Origin of the sequence: Paenibacillus mendelii (assembly GCF_024498075.1) — a bacterium.
In the GTDB taxonomy this organism is placed as follows: domain Bacteria; phylum Bacillota; class Bacilli; order Paenibacillales; family Paenibacillaceae; genus Paenibacillus_Z; species Paenibacillus_Z mendelii.
Map to the genome: position 1 here is coordinate 15,443 of NZ_JANHOF010000019.1, position 15,055 is coordinate 30,497.

Annotated in this window: 13 protein-coding genes; 12 read left to right on the forward strand and 1 reads right to left on the reverse strand. The window is 53.8% G+C overall.

From position 1 onward, the window contains the following. From NNL21_RS31130 to NNL21_RS31140, 3 genes are all read left to right on the forward strand, one after another. The coding region (locus NNL21_RS31130; RefSeq protein ID WP_256555607.1) for a cadherin-like beta sandwich domain-containing protein at positions 1-217 on the forward strand (217 nt) is incomplete at its 5' end. 527 nt (positions 218-744) lie between these two features. Further along, positions 745-2,436, forward strand: a complete 1,692-nt coding sequence (locus tag NNL21_RS31135) for a glycoside hydrolase family 127 protein (RefSeq protein WP_256555608.1) — start codon at positions 745-747, stop codon at positions 2,434-2,436. Positions 2,437-2,773: 337 nt separating this feature from the next. Next, positions 2,774-3,520 (forward strand): SDR family NAD(P)-dependent oxidoreductase, encoded by a 747-nt coding sequence (locus tag NNL21_RS31140; RefSeq protein WP_204822493.1) that lies wholly within the window; start codon positions 2,774-2,776, stop codon positions 3,518-3,520. 111 nt (positions 3,521-3,631) lie between these two features. On the opposite strand, the gene NNL21_RS31145 is transcribed toward NNL21_RS31140, so the two are convergent. After that, on the reverse strand, positions 3,632-4,252 hold the full coding sequence (locus NNL21_RS31145) for a TetR/AcrR family transcriptional regulator (RefSeq protein WP_204822492.1): 621 nt from the start codon (positions 4,250-4,252) through the stop codon (positions 3,632-3,634). A 270-nt stretch (positions 4,253-4,522) separates the two neighbouring features. On the opposite strand from NNL21_RS31145, the gene NNL21_RS31150 reads away from it, so the two are divergent. The 9 genes from NNL21_RS31150 to NNL21_RS31190 all read left to right on the forward strand — a co-directional run bounded on the left by NNL21_RS31150 (position 4,523) and on the right by NNL21_RS31190 (position 14,659). Continuing rightward, complete coding sequence (locus tag NNL21_RS31150) at positions 4,523-4,966, forward strand: OsmC family protein (RefSeq protein ID WP_204822491.1); 444 nt, start codon at positions 4,523-4,525, stop codon at positions 4,964-4,966. A 231-nt stretch (positions 4,967-5,197) separates the two neighbouring features. Next, positions 5,198-6,541 carry a hypothetical protein gene (locus NNL21_RS31155; protein WP_204822490.1) on the forward strand — a complete coding sequence of 448 codons (1,344 nt, stop codon included), beginning with the start codon at positions 5,198-5,200 and terminating at the stop codon, positions 6,539-6,541. Positions 6,542-6,726: 185 nt separating this feature from the next. Further along, positions 6,727-7,743 carry an NAD-dependent epimerase/dehydratase family protein gene (locus tag NNL21_RS31160; RefSeq protein WP_204822489.1) on the forward strand — a complete coding sequence of 339 codons (1,017 nt, stop codon included), beginning with the start codon at positions 6,727-6,729 and terminating at the stop codon, positions 7,741-7,743. Then, positions 7,744-8,817 (forward strand): dihydrodipicolinate synthase family protein, encoded by a 1,074-nt coding sequence (locus NNL21_RS31165; protein WP_204822488.1) that lies wholly within the window; start codon positions 7,744-7,746, stop codon positions 8,815-8,817. 63 nt (positions 8,818-8,880) lie between these two features. After that, positions 8,881-9,564, forward strand: a complete 684-nt coding sequence (gene sdaAB, locus NNL21_RS31170; RefSeq protein ID WP_204822487.1) for an L-serine ammonia-lyase, iron-sulfur-dependent subunit beta — start codon at positions 8,881-8,883, stop codon at positions 9,562-9,564. Further along, positions 9,561-10,481, forward strand: a complete 921-nt coding sequence (gene sdaAA / locus NNL21_RS31175; protein ID WP_204822486.1) for an L-serine ammonia-lyase, iron-sulfur-dependent, subunit alpha — start codon at positions 9,561-9,563, stop codon at positions 10,479-10,481. Before sdaAB ends, sdaAA begins: the two co-directional genes overlap by 4 nt. After that, entirely contained in the window at positions 10,478-11,704 is a 1,227-nt protein-coding gene (locus NNL21_RS31180) for a M20 metallopeptidase family protein (protein WP_204822485.1), read from the forward strand. Before sdaAA ends, NNL21_RS31180 begins: the two co-directional genes overlap by 4 nt. Continuing rightward, the gene (locus NNL21_RS31185) at positions 11,691-12,596 is read left to right on the forward strand and encodes a Gfo/Idh/MocA family protein (RefSeq protein ID WP_204822484.1); all 906 of its coding nucleotides are present in this window, start codon (positions 11,691-11,693) and stop codon (positions 12,594-12,596) included. The genes NNL21_RS31180 and NNL21_RS31185 overlap by 14 nt, the downstream gene beginning before the upstream one ends. A gap of 431 nt (positions 12,597-13,027) precedes the next feature. After that, complete coding sequence (locus NNL21_RS31190; protein WP_204822483.1) at positions 13,028-14,659, forward strand: extracellular solute-binding protein; 1,632 nt, start codon at positions 13,028-13,030, stop codon at positions 14,657-14,659. Positions 14,660-15,055: the final 396 nt, after the last annotated feature.

Consider the following 15,055-nt stretch of genomic DNA (forward strand, 5'->3'; position numbering starts at 1 on the left):
TACCGTCACAGTGGGTCAAGAGGTGACCACGCTGCAAGTGACGGCAACGACGAATAATCCGAATGCGAAGAGTCTGACGATGAACGGCAGGAAGGCCGTGAGCGGCCAGGCGAAGGCGGTCCTCATTCCGGACGGGGGCCTGATTGCAATCGGGGTGACCTCGGAAGACTTTAAGACGATCAAGATCTACACGATCCGGGTGAAGCGCAGTACCTAAGCAGAACAAAGAGGTTGACGTAGAAGTCGGCGAACAGGCAGCATGCGGAGCCTCTCGCTGACCCGCTGACCCGGGTTGAGAACTATAGCGCTAGCATTCTTATTAACCGCTGCCGCGCTTGTCTCGATTCCGGCTGCCCGCCGCGGCACTCTTGTTCATTTTCCTTTATTGAGCACGGCATTGAAGAAGAGGCTGACCCCGTGTCATTTATGACACTTGTGGCAGCCTCTTCGTTTTTTTTACCGCACTACCGCTGCTCTCGTCTGCGTGATTATATTTTTGAACGGATCATGCGGTCTGGAAGGAAAACCATTCAACGGGGTTGAAAGGATAGGGGAAGGAAAAGGAAAAGGAAAAGAAAGGATGATTCGAGATGACTCGAGCGGAAACGGCGGCAATCCAAGGCTGACGGAGCGTACCCTTTACGAAGGTTGCGATCGATGATGATTTCTGGGGGCCGCGACTGAATGCATTGAAGAATACGACGATGAATGCCTGTCTGGACAAATGTGAGGAAACCGGCCGCATTGCCAATTTCGCCAAAGCCGGGGCTGCTGGAAGGGGAATTCGAAGGCATTTACTATAACGACTCCGATGTGTACAAAGTGCTCGAAGGAGCTGCTTATGCCATTATGACGGACCGGGATCCGGTACTGGAATCGGAGATCGATCGGATTATTGATCTCATAGCCGCAGCGCAGGAATCGGATGGTTACTTATGTACCTATTTCACGCTTGAAGCGCCTGAACGCAAATGGACGGACATGGAAAAGCATGAGATGTATAACGGCGGTCATTTGATTGAAGCGGCGGTCGCGTATTTCGAAGCTACCGGTAAGCGGAAGCTGCTTGACGTTGCATGCCGAATGGCCGATCATTATGACAGCGTGTTTGGCCCTGGCAAGCGGCACTTGGTGGAAGGGCATGAGGAAATTGAGCTTGCGCTTGTGAAGCTGTATCGGGTTACCAATGAGGATCGTTATTGGAAGCTTGCGCTCTGGCTGCTGGAAGAACGCGGCCACGGCCATGGCGTTGGAGCCATTTGGGACCAAGGGGAATGGGGTTCGGCTTACTGCCAGGATGATGTTCCCGTTCGGGATATCGAGAAGGTGACCGGTCATGCTGTACGTGCAATGTATCTGTACACCGCCATGGCGGATGTCGTGCATGCTTCAGGCGATGCGACGTATGCAGCTGCGCTTCACCGGGTTTGGGCACAGACGGTTGAACGGAATATGTATGTGACAGGCGGCATCGGACCGTCCCGGCATAATGAAGGCTTTACGCAGGATTATGATCTGCCGAATGAATCCGCCTATTGCGAGACCTGCGCGGCTATTGGCATGGTGTTCTGGAATCACCGGATGAACGTATTGTTTGGCGATGCCAAATATGCAGATGTCGTGGAACGGGAGATGTACAACGGTGCTCTAGCCGGAATCTCGCTGTCAGGCGACAAATTCTTCTATGTTAATCCGCTTGCTTCGAGGGGTGAGCATCACCGCGTAGAATGGTTCGGCACGTCTTGCTGCCCGACAAACCTCGCCAGATTCCTGCCATCCATTGGCCAGTATACCTATGCTGCGACTAATGACGGGTTGGCTGTCAATCAGTACATGAATGGCGAAGCGACGTTGGAAGCAGGGGAAGGGATGACCGTCAAGCTCAAACAGAAGACGTCATATCCTTGGGATGGAAGAATCGAACTAACGGTAAGCCCGGATCAGGCGGACAAGTTCACGATTCGGCTGCGCATACCTGGCTGGTGCAGAGGGTATCGGTTAACGGTTTTGGGCGAGCAGTTGCCGGGCCCGGAAAGGCAGATCGACAACGGATATCTCGTACTGAATCGTCATTGGACGCCGGGCGATACGGTTGTATTAGAACTGGATATGCCAGTTGAGGTTATCCGGTCAAGGCCGGAGGTAGAGGCGAACCGGGGCAGGCTTGCCCTTCAACGCGGGCCCATCGTGTACTGCCTGGAGCAGACCGATAATCATGAGCTATCCTATGACGGCTTTTCCCTGGCGGCGCATGAACCGCTTTCGATCGAGCACCGGGAGGATTTGCTTGGCGGCGTAACTGTCCTGAGCGGTAAAGCGGGTGAAGGGAAGCCTTGTTTATTTATTCCTATTATGCATGGGATAACCGGGAGGCCGGATTCATGCAGGTCTGGGTTCGTGAAGCGGAAGCCCAACACTTATATAGCTTTTGAATAATGAAGTGAAGATTTCATAACCACAACAAGTGATTCCAACCGTTACAGGCTGCCCGAAGTCATCCTTAGAATGACTTATTGGGCAGCCTCTTCGCTATGTTCAGATGCTCGGTACATTAATAGGTTTGCTGTTCGGGGCAACATATGAACGAAAGGATGCTCCATTCCCCATCCAATCACTTAATTGTCACATAGTATATTACTTCACAAAACAGACGTATTTGTGATATACTCAAGACAGGTAGCTAACCTATTGATCAACCATTTGCCCGGCAGATCGTATTCCTATATATCCAATTAACAGCATGTATACATCCAACAGAAGGGTCTGATTAACTATGGGACGTTTAAGCGGTAAAGTGGCAATCATTACAGGGGCGGCGCTCGGTATGGGAGCAGCGGAGGCGAAGCTGTTCGCACGCGAAGGCGCTAAGGTTGTAGCGACAGATATCAAGGACGACGAGCTGCAGCAGGTCGTTCAAGAGATTATCAAGGATGGCGGGGAAGCGATTGGCCTTCGTCATAACGTTGCTTCTGAGGATGAATGGAAGGCTGTCGTTCAGGAAGCGGTAACCCGGTTCGGGAAGGTCGATGTACTCGTGAACAATGCGGGGATTTCTTCGACAAAGAACATAATTGACATTGAGATCAGCGAATGGAACAGAGTGATGGACATCAATTTGACGGGCTGTGTGCTTGGTATGAAATATTGCATCCCTGAAATGCAGAAGGCGGGCGCAGGCTCGGTCGTAAACATATCCTCTATCGGCGGTATCGTAGGCATGGCCGGATCAAGCCCTTATACGGCTGCGAAGGGTGCGCTGCGCGCACTGTCGAAATCGGCTGCCGTGGAACACGCGAAGCAGAACATTCGCGTCAATTCCGTCCATCCTGGCATTATCGTCACACCGATGACAGAGCCGTCCATGAAGGACGCCATGCCTTATTATCAAACCTTCACGCAGCTGCCATACTTCGGCAAGCCGGAGGATGTCGCTTACGGCGTCCTGTTTCTTGCCTCGGATGAAGCCCGCTTCATGACCGGCTCGGAGCTTGTCATCGACGGCGGCTGGACCGCTCTATAAAAATCTGGAACAACCTAGCTGCATGCGCGCGAGGCATGCATTGCAAATGACAATAAGCCGTTCATCTCTGGCAGCAGAGGTGAACGGCTTATTGTTGTACCGTGTCGTTCGTTACGACATGGGGCTTCTGCGATCGGGGATTTGCCGATAGGGGCCACGGATGGACAGCCGCATCAATTGGCCGGCCATATCTTCCTCCGAATACGGCATCATGTTCCCGATCCACCAGATGATGACCTCGAGGAAGGCAGACTCCACATATTTGATAGCGACCTCTCTCGCAGCGGTTAAGTTGCGGTCATCCGGCTCGGCATAATCGATCCCTTCGGCAATGAACTCATGTATAATCTGCAGCACGCCCGCTGCAAAGTAAGGCAGCCGGTTCCGCACCAGCAGCGCATGATAGATGTTGAAACGCTCCGAGATATGATGGAACAGCCGCACGAAGCTGGGGTGGGGCTCGCCGCTCAAGAAATCGAAATCGTCTGGATCGTCTGATGAGACGATAATATTTTGCCGCAGCTCTGCTAAGATCTCATCCATGTAGCGAACGACAAATGCTTGCTTGTCCTCAAAGTGAAGATAGAAGGTCGCCCGTTTGATCGTGGCGCGATCCGCGATATCCTGTACCGAGATGTGTTCCAGGTCGCGTTCCTCCAGCAAATCGATCAATGCTTGGCGCAGCAGCTGCCGGGTGCGGATAACGCGGGGATCCGTTTTTTTCGTATTCATCTTCAAAAGTCCTTCTCTGGAAATTTGTTCGAGCCGCTGGTGTAGGTACACGCTCGCTGCGAACGTCTCTTTCGCTTAGTATACCCTCTGGGAGAGTCAGGGTAAATCGGACGCGCGGATGAAGCTTCATGCGGAGCTAAGCTTGATTATCATAGGATTGTCACCAAGAGCAAACAATGAGAAGAGAATATGATAATTCCTATTAACTACATGGGAAATATGTGCTATCATAGCTATAATCTAAATATTAGAAGAATAGGGGCGAGGGACATGGCAGTTGAAACATTTAAAGCATCCGCGCATTTGCAAGAAGGAGTCGTCGTCAAAGTCCAATCTAGAAATTTTGAGCTGACGATCGATGAGCCGAAAAGTCTGGGGGGTACGGATACGGGGATGAACCCGGTCGAGGCGCTTCTGGGATCGCTTGGGGCTTGCCAATCGATCGTGGCTAGAGTATATGCAAGAAAGTTCGATATCCGTCTGGAAGACTTCCGGGTAGAAGTAGAAGGCGATATTGATTTGGACGGCTTCTTCGACAAGTCCGATGTCCGCCGCGGCTATTCCGATATCCGTTATACCTTCCATATCAAAACCGATGCACCCAAAGAAAGAGTAGAAGAATTCGTTGCTTATCTTGAGAAGCAGTGCCCGGTTGGGGATACCATTGCAGCCCCCGTCAACATGAAGCTAAGCGGCATTGTGATTGAAAACTAATTTGCAAACTGGCACCCTTTCGGGGTGCTTTTTCTTTTTAATCGGCCTGCTGGTTTGAAGGCTATAGGTCTGGCCGCGCAGCCGCTTACTAATGCCTGCGCCCGGTACCTGGAAATGGCGCTGCTTGCCAAAATTTCTGAATCAGGTATCATTTATCCATAATGTGTTTCTGCAGCATGCCCGCAGCCGGGCAGAAGACAACAGGAGAGCCATGAACGGGAGTGATTATACGTGTCGGTTACGAGCGGCAGCCATATTCATCAAATACGCATCGGGATCATCGGGCCGCAGCCTATCGTCAACTCCATCCTGCGTATCATCGAGACTTTTCCTTCGTTCGCGCCCGTACCGCGAGTATATCGGCACGAAGACGAGGCGCCGGCGCTAGCCGAAGAGATCGGCGGGAATGTCGAGGTTATTCTGTTTGCCGATCCGCTGTCTCACCGTAAGGTAAAGGAACGGATGAACGTGCCGGTTCCCACGCTTCATGTGCCGATTACCGATGCCGGACTCTATAAGGCACTATTCTACGCCCAGCAATCCGGCAAGCTCAGCGGAGGAATCTCCGTGGATACCTTGTCGGAAACGATGGTCATGCGGACGTTAAAGGATCTGGGGATTTCGGGGATTCGCACCGTGATCTTCGACGGACCTGTCTATGCATCGAAGGAGAAGCTGATCGCCTTCCATCAGGAGCAGTATCGTTCAGGCGTCTGCTCGATCGCGTTCACGGGCGTCGGGTCCGCGGCACAGGAGCTGAATCGCCTCGATATTCCGAATCAGTGGCTTGTGCCGTCCGATCAGGATATTGTCGTAACGCTGGAACGGGCGCTATTATCCACCGAATCCCGCCGCAGCAAGGAGGCGCAGATCGTAGTCGGCATGATTAATGTGGACGACTTCGGCAGCCTCGCCCTGAAGCGCAACAGCGAGCATGAGGTGCAAAAGCTGAAGCTGGATATTCACCGGATGGTGCTCGATTATGTGGAATCCTTGGACGGATACTTGACGCATCTGGGCGGGGACGAATACCTGTTCTTCACGACACGGGGCATCTTCGAGCGGGAGTCGGGCGGCTACAAGACGATTCCCTTCGCGAAGGATATTAATAAGACGCACGGCCTCTCGCTCAGCATCGGCATGGGCTTTGGCCGTTCGGCAAGCGTGGCGGGAACGAATGCGCGGGTTGCCATGAGGAAGGCGAAGGAAGCCGGCGGCAACGCATGCTTCATCGTCCGCGAGGACGGAACGTTAATCGGTCCGCTCGAGATGGCCGATCCGATCCGGGAGGTGCTTTCCTTCACGGACGCGGAGCTAATTAAACGGGCGGAGGATGCCGGTATGACGAGCGCTTATTTGAGCAAGCTGCTCCACAATAGGGCCCGATTCGACAAATATGAGTATAAAGTCCACGAGCTTGCGGTATTACTTGATATTACCGTGAGAAGCGCACATCGGCTGCTTCTCCATTGGATCGATCAAGGGTTCGTCGAGGTATCGGGGCTGGAGAAGGTGCCGCGCGGACGCCCGAGACAGATTTTCAAGTTTACGTTTCTTCAGAAAAACCCTCAATAACGCAGGATGTTCTTCTCAAACAAAGCGGGTGTGGGCTTCGTGCTCCATACCGCTTTTTTAGTATGACGGTTCGTCTTGTCCATCGATGTCTGCGATCGATTTAAAGACGATTAAAAGATTTGTCTTTATATAGAGCGGCTCGTTATGATAGAGGAGGAAAACAAACAAGGAGGCGATCAACGGACATGAGAACGGTAGCAGAATTGGAAGCCAAGTTGGCGGAGCCCTCGGAGGCACTTATTGCAGATTTGCGTTCAATAGAAGGAGATATCATCGTACTGGGCGTGGGCGGCAAGATGGGACCCAGCTTGGCGCGGCTGGCGGCTAACGCCATTAAGCAAGGTGGACTGAACAAACGCGTTATCGGCGTCTCGCGGTTCTCGAATGAGGAAGCGCGCCGCGAGCTGGAGGATGCCGGCGTCGAGACGATCTCATGCGACCTGCTCAATGATGAGGAGCTTCGCAAATTACCGGATGTTCCGAACGTGATCTATATGGCGGGCAATAAATTCGGCACGACCGGCCGCGAGCATTTTACATGGGCGATGAATGCGTATCTGCCAGGCCGCGTGGCTGAGAAATACAAGAATTCGAAGATTGTTGTCTTCTCTTCCGGCAACATCTACCCGTTCACGCCAATCGGCAACGGGGGCGTGAATGAAGCCGTCGCGCCGGAGCCGCTGGGCGAATATGCGCAATCCTGTCTTGGACGGGAGCGGGTCTTCGAATACTTCTCTCATCAGAACGGCACGCCTATGACGATGTACCGTTTGAATTATGCGATCGATATGCGGTATGGCGTACTGCTGGAGCTGGCTAAATCCGTTGACGAAGGCCGCGCAATCGATCTGACGATGGGCCATGCGAATATCATCTGGCAAGGGGACGCCAATGAGATGGCGCTGCGCTGCTTGACGAAGTGTTCGAACCCGCCAGAGGTTGTGAATGTGACGGGACCCGAGACGATGTCGATCCGCTGGGCAGCAGAGGAGCTGGCGAAGCGTATGGGCAAAGAAGCGGCATTCACGGGCAAGGAAGCGGAGAACGCGCTTCTGAGCAATGCTTCGAAATCCCACCAGCTGTTCGGCTATCCGCGCGTATCGCTGCTGCAGATGATCGACTGGGTAGCGGAATGGGTGCAGGCGGGCGGCCAAACATGGAATAAGCCGACCCATTTTCAAGAGAGAAAGGGGAAATTCTAATTGAGCGAGAACAACAAGCTGTCACCTGAACTGCTCGCCGCACTCCATGACGGGCTGGCCATACCGGCGCATCCGCTCGCCTTGGATGAGAACCGTAAGCTGGATGAGAAGCATCAACGCGCTTTGACGCGCTATTATGCCGCTTCGGGCGCTGGGGGCATTGCAGTCGGTGTTCATTCTACGCAATTCGAGATCCGCGACAAGGGCATCGGCCTGTATGAGCCGGTTCTGCGGCTGGCGGCGGAAGAAATTGACCGGGCGCGTCTTGATCGTCCCTTCATCAAGGTGGCGGGCATCTGCGGACCGACGGAGCAGGCCTTGGAAGAAACGCGCATAGCGAAGGGGCTTGGCTATGACGCAGGCTTGCTCAGCATGGGCGGCTTAGCTGACTTAAGCGAGCAGGACATTCTGGAGCGCACCCGTAAAGTGGCGGCGATCTTCCCGGTCATCGGCTTCTACCTGCAGCCTTCCGTCGGCGGTAAAATATTCAGCTTCGACTTCTGGCGCGAATTCGCGGAAATTCCGAATGTGGTGGCGATCAAGATGGCGCCGTTCAACCGGTACCAGACGATCGACGTCGTCCGTGCGGTATGCTATTCGAGCCGGCGCGATGAGATTGCGCTGTACACGGGCAATGACGATAACATCGTGAACGATCTGCTCACGACATACCGGTTCACGGTAGACGGCTCGATCGTGGAGAAGCGGATCGTAGGCGGTCTTCTGGGTCATTGGGCAGTCTGGACGCATAAAGCGGTAGAGCTGCTTGAAGACGTGAAGCGTTATCGCGAGTCCCGTGAAATTCCGAAGGAATGGCTGACCTGGAACGTCCAAGTAACGGATGCCAATGCCGCTTTCTTCGATCCCGCGCATCAGTTCGCCGGCTGTATACCGGGGATTCATGAGGTGCTTCGCCGTCAAGGGCTGTTGAAGGGGACATGGTGCTTGAATCCGCATGAGGAGCTGTCTCCCGGTCAAGCGGAGGAAATCGACCGGATCTACCGGGAGTACCCGCATCTGAACGACGATGATTTTGTCGCGGCGCATCTGCAGGAATGGCTTTCCGGGGAATAATGGAACCATGGGCTTGCTGCTGTAAGGAAAGCAGCGCCTGACTGATGAGCGGAGGGATTCATCTTGCGGTTTAAAGACGTGTTTTCGATTATCGGGCCGAGCATGGTCGGGCCTTCAAGCTCTCATACGGCGGGCGCTGTGCGTATAGGGCGTGCGGCGCGCCGCATATTCGGAGCCCTGCCGGCACAGGCCGAAATAAAGTTCTACGGCTCATTCGCCGAAACCTATCGCGGCCATGGGACGGATCTGGCGATTGCCGGCGGCCTCCTGGACTACGATACGGATGACATGAGGATTCGGGATTCGCTGACGATCGCGGATGCCTCCGGCATGACCCTCGCGTTCAAGACCGGCTCTAATCCGGCGGTGCATCCGAATACGGCCAAGCTGACGTTGACCGGAGACGGGCGAGAGGACATCATCACCGGCTCCTCAATCGGCGGCGGCAATATCGAATTGACAGGGATCAACGGCTTCGACGTCAAATTCACAATGAACTATCCGACCTTGCTGGTGTTCCATAAGGATCGTCCCGGCATGCTTGCGGATATGACGAACATTCTTGGCGACGGAGGCGTAAATATCGGGTATATGGATGTGGACCGCAAAGGGAGAAGCGGGGATGCGCTTACGGTTATTGAGACCGATGAGGCGGTTCCCGGCGCATTAATGGAACGTATTCGCGTCTTGCCGGACGTGCAGCGCGTCTGCCTGGCGGATCTTACGGCCGGAGAGGTGAAGTCATGAAATTCCAGACCCTGCAGCAGCTGATCGCATGCTGCAGCTCAGACGGGGTATCCATAGGGCAGCTGATGCTGAGCGAGCAAGCGAAGGAAACGGGAAAAAGCGAGGCGGAAACGTTCGAGCTGATGGCGGACTACTACAACATTATGAAGGAGGCTGTCCGGCGCGGCATCGAGGAGCCCGTCCCCTCCCGTAGCGGCTTGACCGGCGGCGATGCAAGCCGCGTTCATCAATATATGAACGGCGGCTTGCCGTCACTTGGTACGGAAGCTTGCACAGCGCTTGCGTATGCATTGTCCGTATCCGAGGTAAACGCTTCGATGGGGCGGATTGTGGCAACGCCGACGGCAGGCTCCTGCGGCATTATTCCGGGCGTGTTTGTCAGCGCGCAGGAGCGTCACGGCTGGGAAGACCGCCATCTGGTCATGGGCTTGTTCGCGGCCGGTGCCATCGGCTATGTCATCGCGAACAATTCGTTCATATCCGGAGCGGAGGGCGGCTGCCAGGCGGAGATCGGTTCGGCGATCGGCATGGCGGCCGGAGCCTTAACGGAATTGCGCGGAGGTACGCCGGAGCAAGCGGTCCACGCGGTCGGTCTTGCGCTCAAAAATTCGCTGGGGTTAATATGCGATCCGGTCGGCGGTCTTGTCGAGATCCCATGTATCGTTCGCAACGGCTTTGGCGCCGTCACGGCCTTGGCTGCGGCAGACATGGCGCAGGCAGGCGTGCGAAGCGTTATTCCCTCCGATGAGGTCATTGGTGTTATGCTTGAGGTGGGAACGGCAATGCCCGCCAAGCATCGGGAGACGGCCAAGGGCGGTCTGGCCCAGACGCCGACAGGGCGCCGTATTATGAATAATCTCTACGGCGCGAATCGCGGCCGTAAGGAGAACGGGGAAGGGGAGACAACGCAGCCATGAACCTCATTGATGCCGGCCGGCAGCTGGCAGATGAATGGATCGCATTCCGGCGCGATCTGCATCGGTATCCAGAGCTTAGCTTTCAGGAGTCCGAGACATCGGCTAAAGTAGCGCAGCAGTTGGATGCGCTTGGGATTACGTACCAATCGGGCGTCGGAGGCCACGGTATTGTCGCCGATATCGTGGGCGATCGGCCAGGACCCGTCATCGCTCTGCGGGCGGATATGGATGCGCTTCCGATTGAGGAGGAGACCGGCCTTGAGTTCTCCTCGACGCGGCCAGGCGTCATGCATGCTTGCGGACATGATGCCCATACGACGATTCTGCTTGGAGCCGCACAGCTGCTTCAGACACATCAGTTTGCGGGCACGGTCCGCCTTCTCTTTCAATCGGCGGAGGAAATTAACGCAGGTGCCAAAGCGATGATCCAGGACGGCGCATTGGAAGGCGTAGACGAAATCTATGGGCTTCACAATCTTCCGACGCTCGCAGCGGGCATGACGGCCACGAAGTATGGTCCGCTCATGGGTTCCGTGGACCGGATCGAAATTACGATCGAGGGAAGAGGCGGCCACGGCGCGATTCCCGATCAAAGCGTTGACCCGGTCGTCTGCGCTTCGGCCATTGTGATGGGACTGCAGAGCATCGTCAGCCGCGAGGTCTCGCCATTCGATCCCGTTGTTGTCACGATCGGCAGCATTCAAGCCGGCCAGGCTAACAACGTGATTCCCCATCGCGCGGAATTGACAGGCACGGTCCGCACCTTCGAGCCGAGGGTACAGGAAGCGATTTCTGCCCGGATCGAGCGGGTTGTGAAGCAAATTGCCGAAGGCTACCGCTGCACGGCTGAGCTTCGGTATATCCGGCAGGTGCCGGTATTAATGAATCACGATGCCTGTGTCAGTCACGTGGATTCCGTCTTGGACCGGGTGATCGGGGCAGAGCGCAGAATAACCGCCGCGCCCACGCTGGCAGGAGAAGATTTCTCCGTCTACCTGGAACAGATTCCGGGATGCTTCTTCTGGCTGGGCTCCGGTCCAACCTCGGACGCGGAACAAGCATATGGGCTTCATCATCCCCGGTACACCTTGAACGAGGATTGCATTCCGCTTGGCGCATCGCTGCTTGCCGCAATTGCCCTGCATCGACTGACTGGAGGCACGCAGGAGGAAACGACATATTCATATGAGAATAGGGAGGAACCTGCCCATGGACAGCCTTAAGATCGGTATGATCGGCCTCGACACTTCACATGTAACCGCATTCGCCAAATTGATTAACGATGTAAACGATGATCATCATGTACCGGGAGGCCGCGTGACGATAGCCTACCCGGGCGGATCGCCTGACTTTCCGCTCAGTATCAATCGCGTGGAGGGATTCACGGAAGAGCTGCGCGTGCAATATGGCGTCGAAATCGTAGCTACGCCGGAGGAAGTCGCGGAGCGCTGCGATGCGATTCTTCTGGAATCCGCGGATGGGAGAGTGCATCTGGAGCAGTTCGCCAGAATCGCCTCTTACGGCAAGCCCGTGTTCATCGACAAGCCGCTAGCGTTAACCGCAGCCGATGCGGAAGAAATCGGCCGGCTTGCGGTACAGCACGGCATACCCGTTATGAGTGCCTCTTCCTTACGCTACACAGACATCATGAACATCGAGATCGAGCGGGAAGATGGAGGGGCGATCATCGGGGCCGACGTGCACGGCCCAATGTCCGTGGAGCCGACGCAATCCTACTACTTCTGGTACGGCATTCATATGGCCGAGATGCTGTTTGCCATTATGGGACACGGCTGCGAAGAGGTGTGCGCGGTATCGTCCGAGTCGCATGATCTCATAACCGGAAGGTGGAAGGATGGCCGTATTGGCACGTTAAGAGGGAACCGAAGCGGGAGCTATCAATTCGGCGCCCTTGTTCACCGAACAGGCGGAAGCACCTATGTCGATGCCAGTTCACCAACGAAGCCTGCCTATGCCGGTTTGCTGGAGCAGGTCATGCTCATGTTCGTTACAGGCCGGCCATCCCTCCAATGGGAGGATACGGTTGCGATTATCCGCTTTCTGGAGAAGGCGGAGGAGAGCAGGGCGAAGGGGACGGCAGTCCGCTTTAATTAATCTATTTCATTGTTCACTGCCTTAGTGCAGGAGATATTCAGATGAACAAGTGGAATTGGATTAATCCGTGCAGGTTCTATTCCGTGCTGCATGACCATTCGTCCGGTCGAAAATGCTGAGTACGGTATATGAACCGGCCCGCACTGGCCGGGAAATCACTTTCGAATAAAAATTTTTATTGTAATTTCATTGCTTAAATTCGCTCTCTTTTTTATATATTTCTACCGCTTTAGCATTTTCCACAAGCCGAAAAACCTTGATACTACAGGGTTTTTCGGCTTTTTAGCTTGTTAAGGGAGAAGAAATCCGATATCGCCGAAATCGAGTAATTTACGATTGGTGTAAACGCTTTTATCATGAGAAATGTCCGGAGCGTGAAATCGGTTGCAAGGCTTCGGCGGAAGAAGATGATCATAAGGGGAGGAAGAAAAATGTCAAGGAAGTTGGTCAGCGTAATACTCGTACTAACGATGTTCATCACAGTTCTGGCTGCTTGTGGCAGCAACAACAGCAACAATGAAGGCAAGGGCGGGGAAGAAGCTCCGGCTGGTAATCAAACCAATAAAGAAAGCGATCCCGCACCTGCTGCTGATGCCAATCAATATGGAGACACTGGCGGCTTGAAGCTTCCGCTAGTCGATAAGCCGACCACGATCACCTGGATGGTTGTCAGCGAGAACACGAATTTGAATGACAAGCTGATTGTTAAAGAGATTGAGAAGCGCACGGGGATCAAGATCAATTTCCAAGCGTACTCGCCGGCAACTCACAGTGACAAGCTGAAGGTTACGGTTGCTTCTGGCAAGCTTCCAGACATCTTCCATGGTTTGACCGCGGCCGAGCTGAAGAAAATCGGCCAGCAAAAAGCCGTTGTGGCGATTAATGACTACTTGGATATGCTTCCGAACTTTAAGAAGCTTTTTGTAGATGAGAATCCTTGGGTTATGAAATCGTACTCCGATGAGAGCGGTAAAATGTATACCTGGCCGGTAGCCAACATTAACCGTGATGTAAACCATGGCTTTATGTACCGCAAAGACGTATTCGATGAACTGGGCATTAAAGAGTGGACGAATACGGAAGAATTCTACCAAGCTCTGAAGAAGCTGAAAGAAGCTTACCCGGATTCCTATCCATATGCTTCCAAGACGAAGGACTTTATCTTCCGTGACTGGTCTTATGGCTGGGGAATCGGCGGAGCAAGCTACCCGGCTTACTACGACGAGAAGGTAAAACTATGGAAATACGCAACGACGCAGCCTGAACATAAAGAAATGCTTGATTTCATGAAGAAGCTGTACAACGAAGGGCTGCTTGACCCTGAATTTATTACAGATACGACGGATTCCTGGACAGCCAAGATGACGACGAACAACAAGGCTTTCGTTACGTGGGACTGGATTGGCCGACTGGATCTGTTCTACAACCAAGTCAAAGATCAGAACCCGAACTATAACCTTCGCTACGGCAATCCGGTTGGACCGACTGGAAACGGCACAACACTGCCTAAGATCGATCCGAATTTCGGCATCGCCGTTGCAAACAATGATAATAAAGAAGCTGCTCTCAAGCTGCTTGACTACTTGACCAGCCCGTCAGGCGCGACGCTTGTTACGATGGGTGTGGAAGGCGAAACCTTCAAGATGGAGAACGGCAAGGTTGTCTATCCGGAGCTGACCGATGTGCCGCTGGTTGATATCAGCGTACTGGAAGAACGTTATGGTCTGTGGCTGCAAGGCATGTATGTCAATTCCGACAGACGCAGCGTGTACTATAACTTCACCGAGAAAGAGCAAGAAGCTCAAGACAAGCGTCTGAAAGCGAATACGTTCGAGCCGGCTGATCCGATTCTGAACTTCACCGACGAGGAGACGGCTGCGATTGCCGAAATTCATACAACACTGCTGAAATCCGCAAGCGAATTCAACGCCAAGTATATTCTCGACAAGTCTTACGGGGATAAGCAGTGGCAGGATTGGCAGAAAAACGCGGAGAAGCAAGGTGCTGCCAAGCTTGTAGAAATTTACAACGCCGCTCAGAAGCGTTATGACGCAAGCAATTAATTAGGGCATGTACGAATGAAAGAAGCGTAAGCTCTTCGCTGGATTGAACGAACAGCAGGAGCACAAGCCGCTTCGCAGGATTGAACGAACGACAGAAGCACAAGCCGCTCCGCAGGATTGAACGAACAACAGGAGCACAAGCCGCTTCGCTGGGTTTAACGAACGACAGAAGCACAAGCCGCTTCGCTGGATTGAACGAACGACAGGAGCACAAGCCGCTTCGCAGGCAGAATGTTCTTCCGATCGCTGTTGTTCCCGGACTTTCTTGAATCAGAGTAGTAGGTTGAAATCCGGGAACAAAGGCGACCGCTGACGCTTCTTCAGAATCATTCTTCCTGCTTCGCCCGCTATTCCTTGCTTTTCGTGCATCTTCAAACAAACCATGACATCGGTGAA

Excerpts from the sequence above, each read along its gene's own strand:
- NNL21_RS31140 (WP_204822493.1), top strand. The coding sequence starts at position 2,774 with ATGGGACGTTTAAGCGGTAAAGTGGCAATCATTACAGGGGCGGCGCTC.
- NNL21_RS31180 (WP_204822485.1), top strand. The coding sequence starts at position 10,478 with ATGAACCTCATTGATGCCGGCCGGCAGCTGGCAGATGAATGGATCGCA.
- NNL21_RS31160 (WP_204822489.1), top strand. The coding sequence starts at position 6,727 with ATGAGAACGGTAGCAGAATTGGAAGCCAAGTTGGCGGAGCCCTCGGAG.
- NNL21_RS31150 (WP_204822491.1), top strand. The coding sequence starts at position 4,523 with ATGGCAGTTGAAACATTTAAAGCATCCGCGCATTTGCAAGAAGGAGTC.
- NNL21_RS31190 (WP_204822483.1), top strand. The coding sequence starts at position 13,028 with ATGTCAAGGAAGTTGGTCAGCGTAATACTCGTACTAACGATGTTCATC.
- sdaAA (WP_204822486.1), top strand. The coding sequence starts at position 9,561 with ATGAAATTCCAGACCCTGCAGCAGCTGATCGCATGCTGCAGCTCAGAC.
- NNL21_RS31185 (WP_204822484.1), top strand. The coding sequence starts at position 11,691 with ATGGACAGCCTTAAGATCGGTATGATCGGCCTCGACACTTCACATGTA.
- NNL21_RS31145 (WP_204822492.1), bottom strand. The coding sequence starts at position 4,252 with ATGAATACGAAAAAAACGGATCCCCGCGTTATCCGCACCCGGCAGCTG.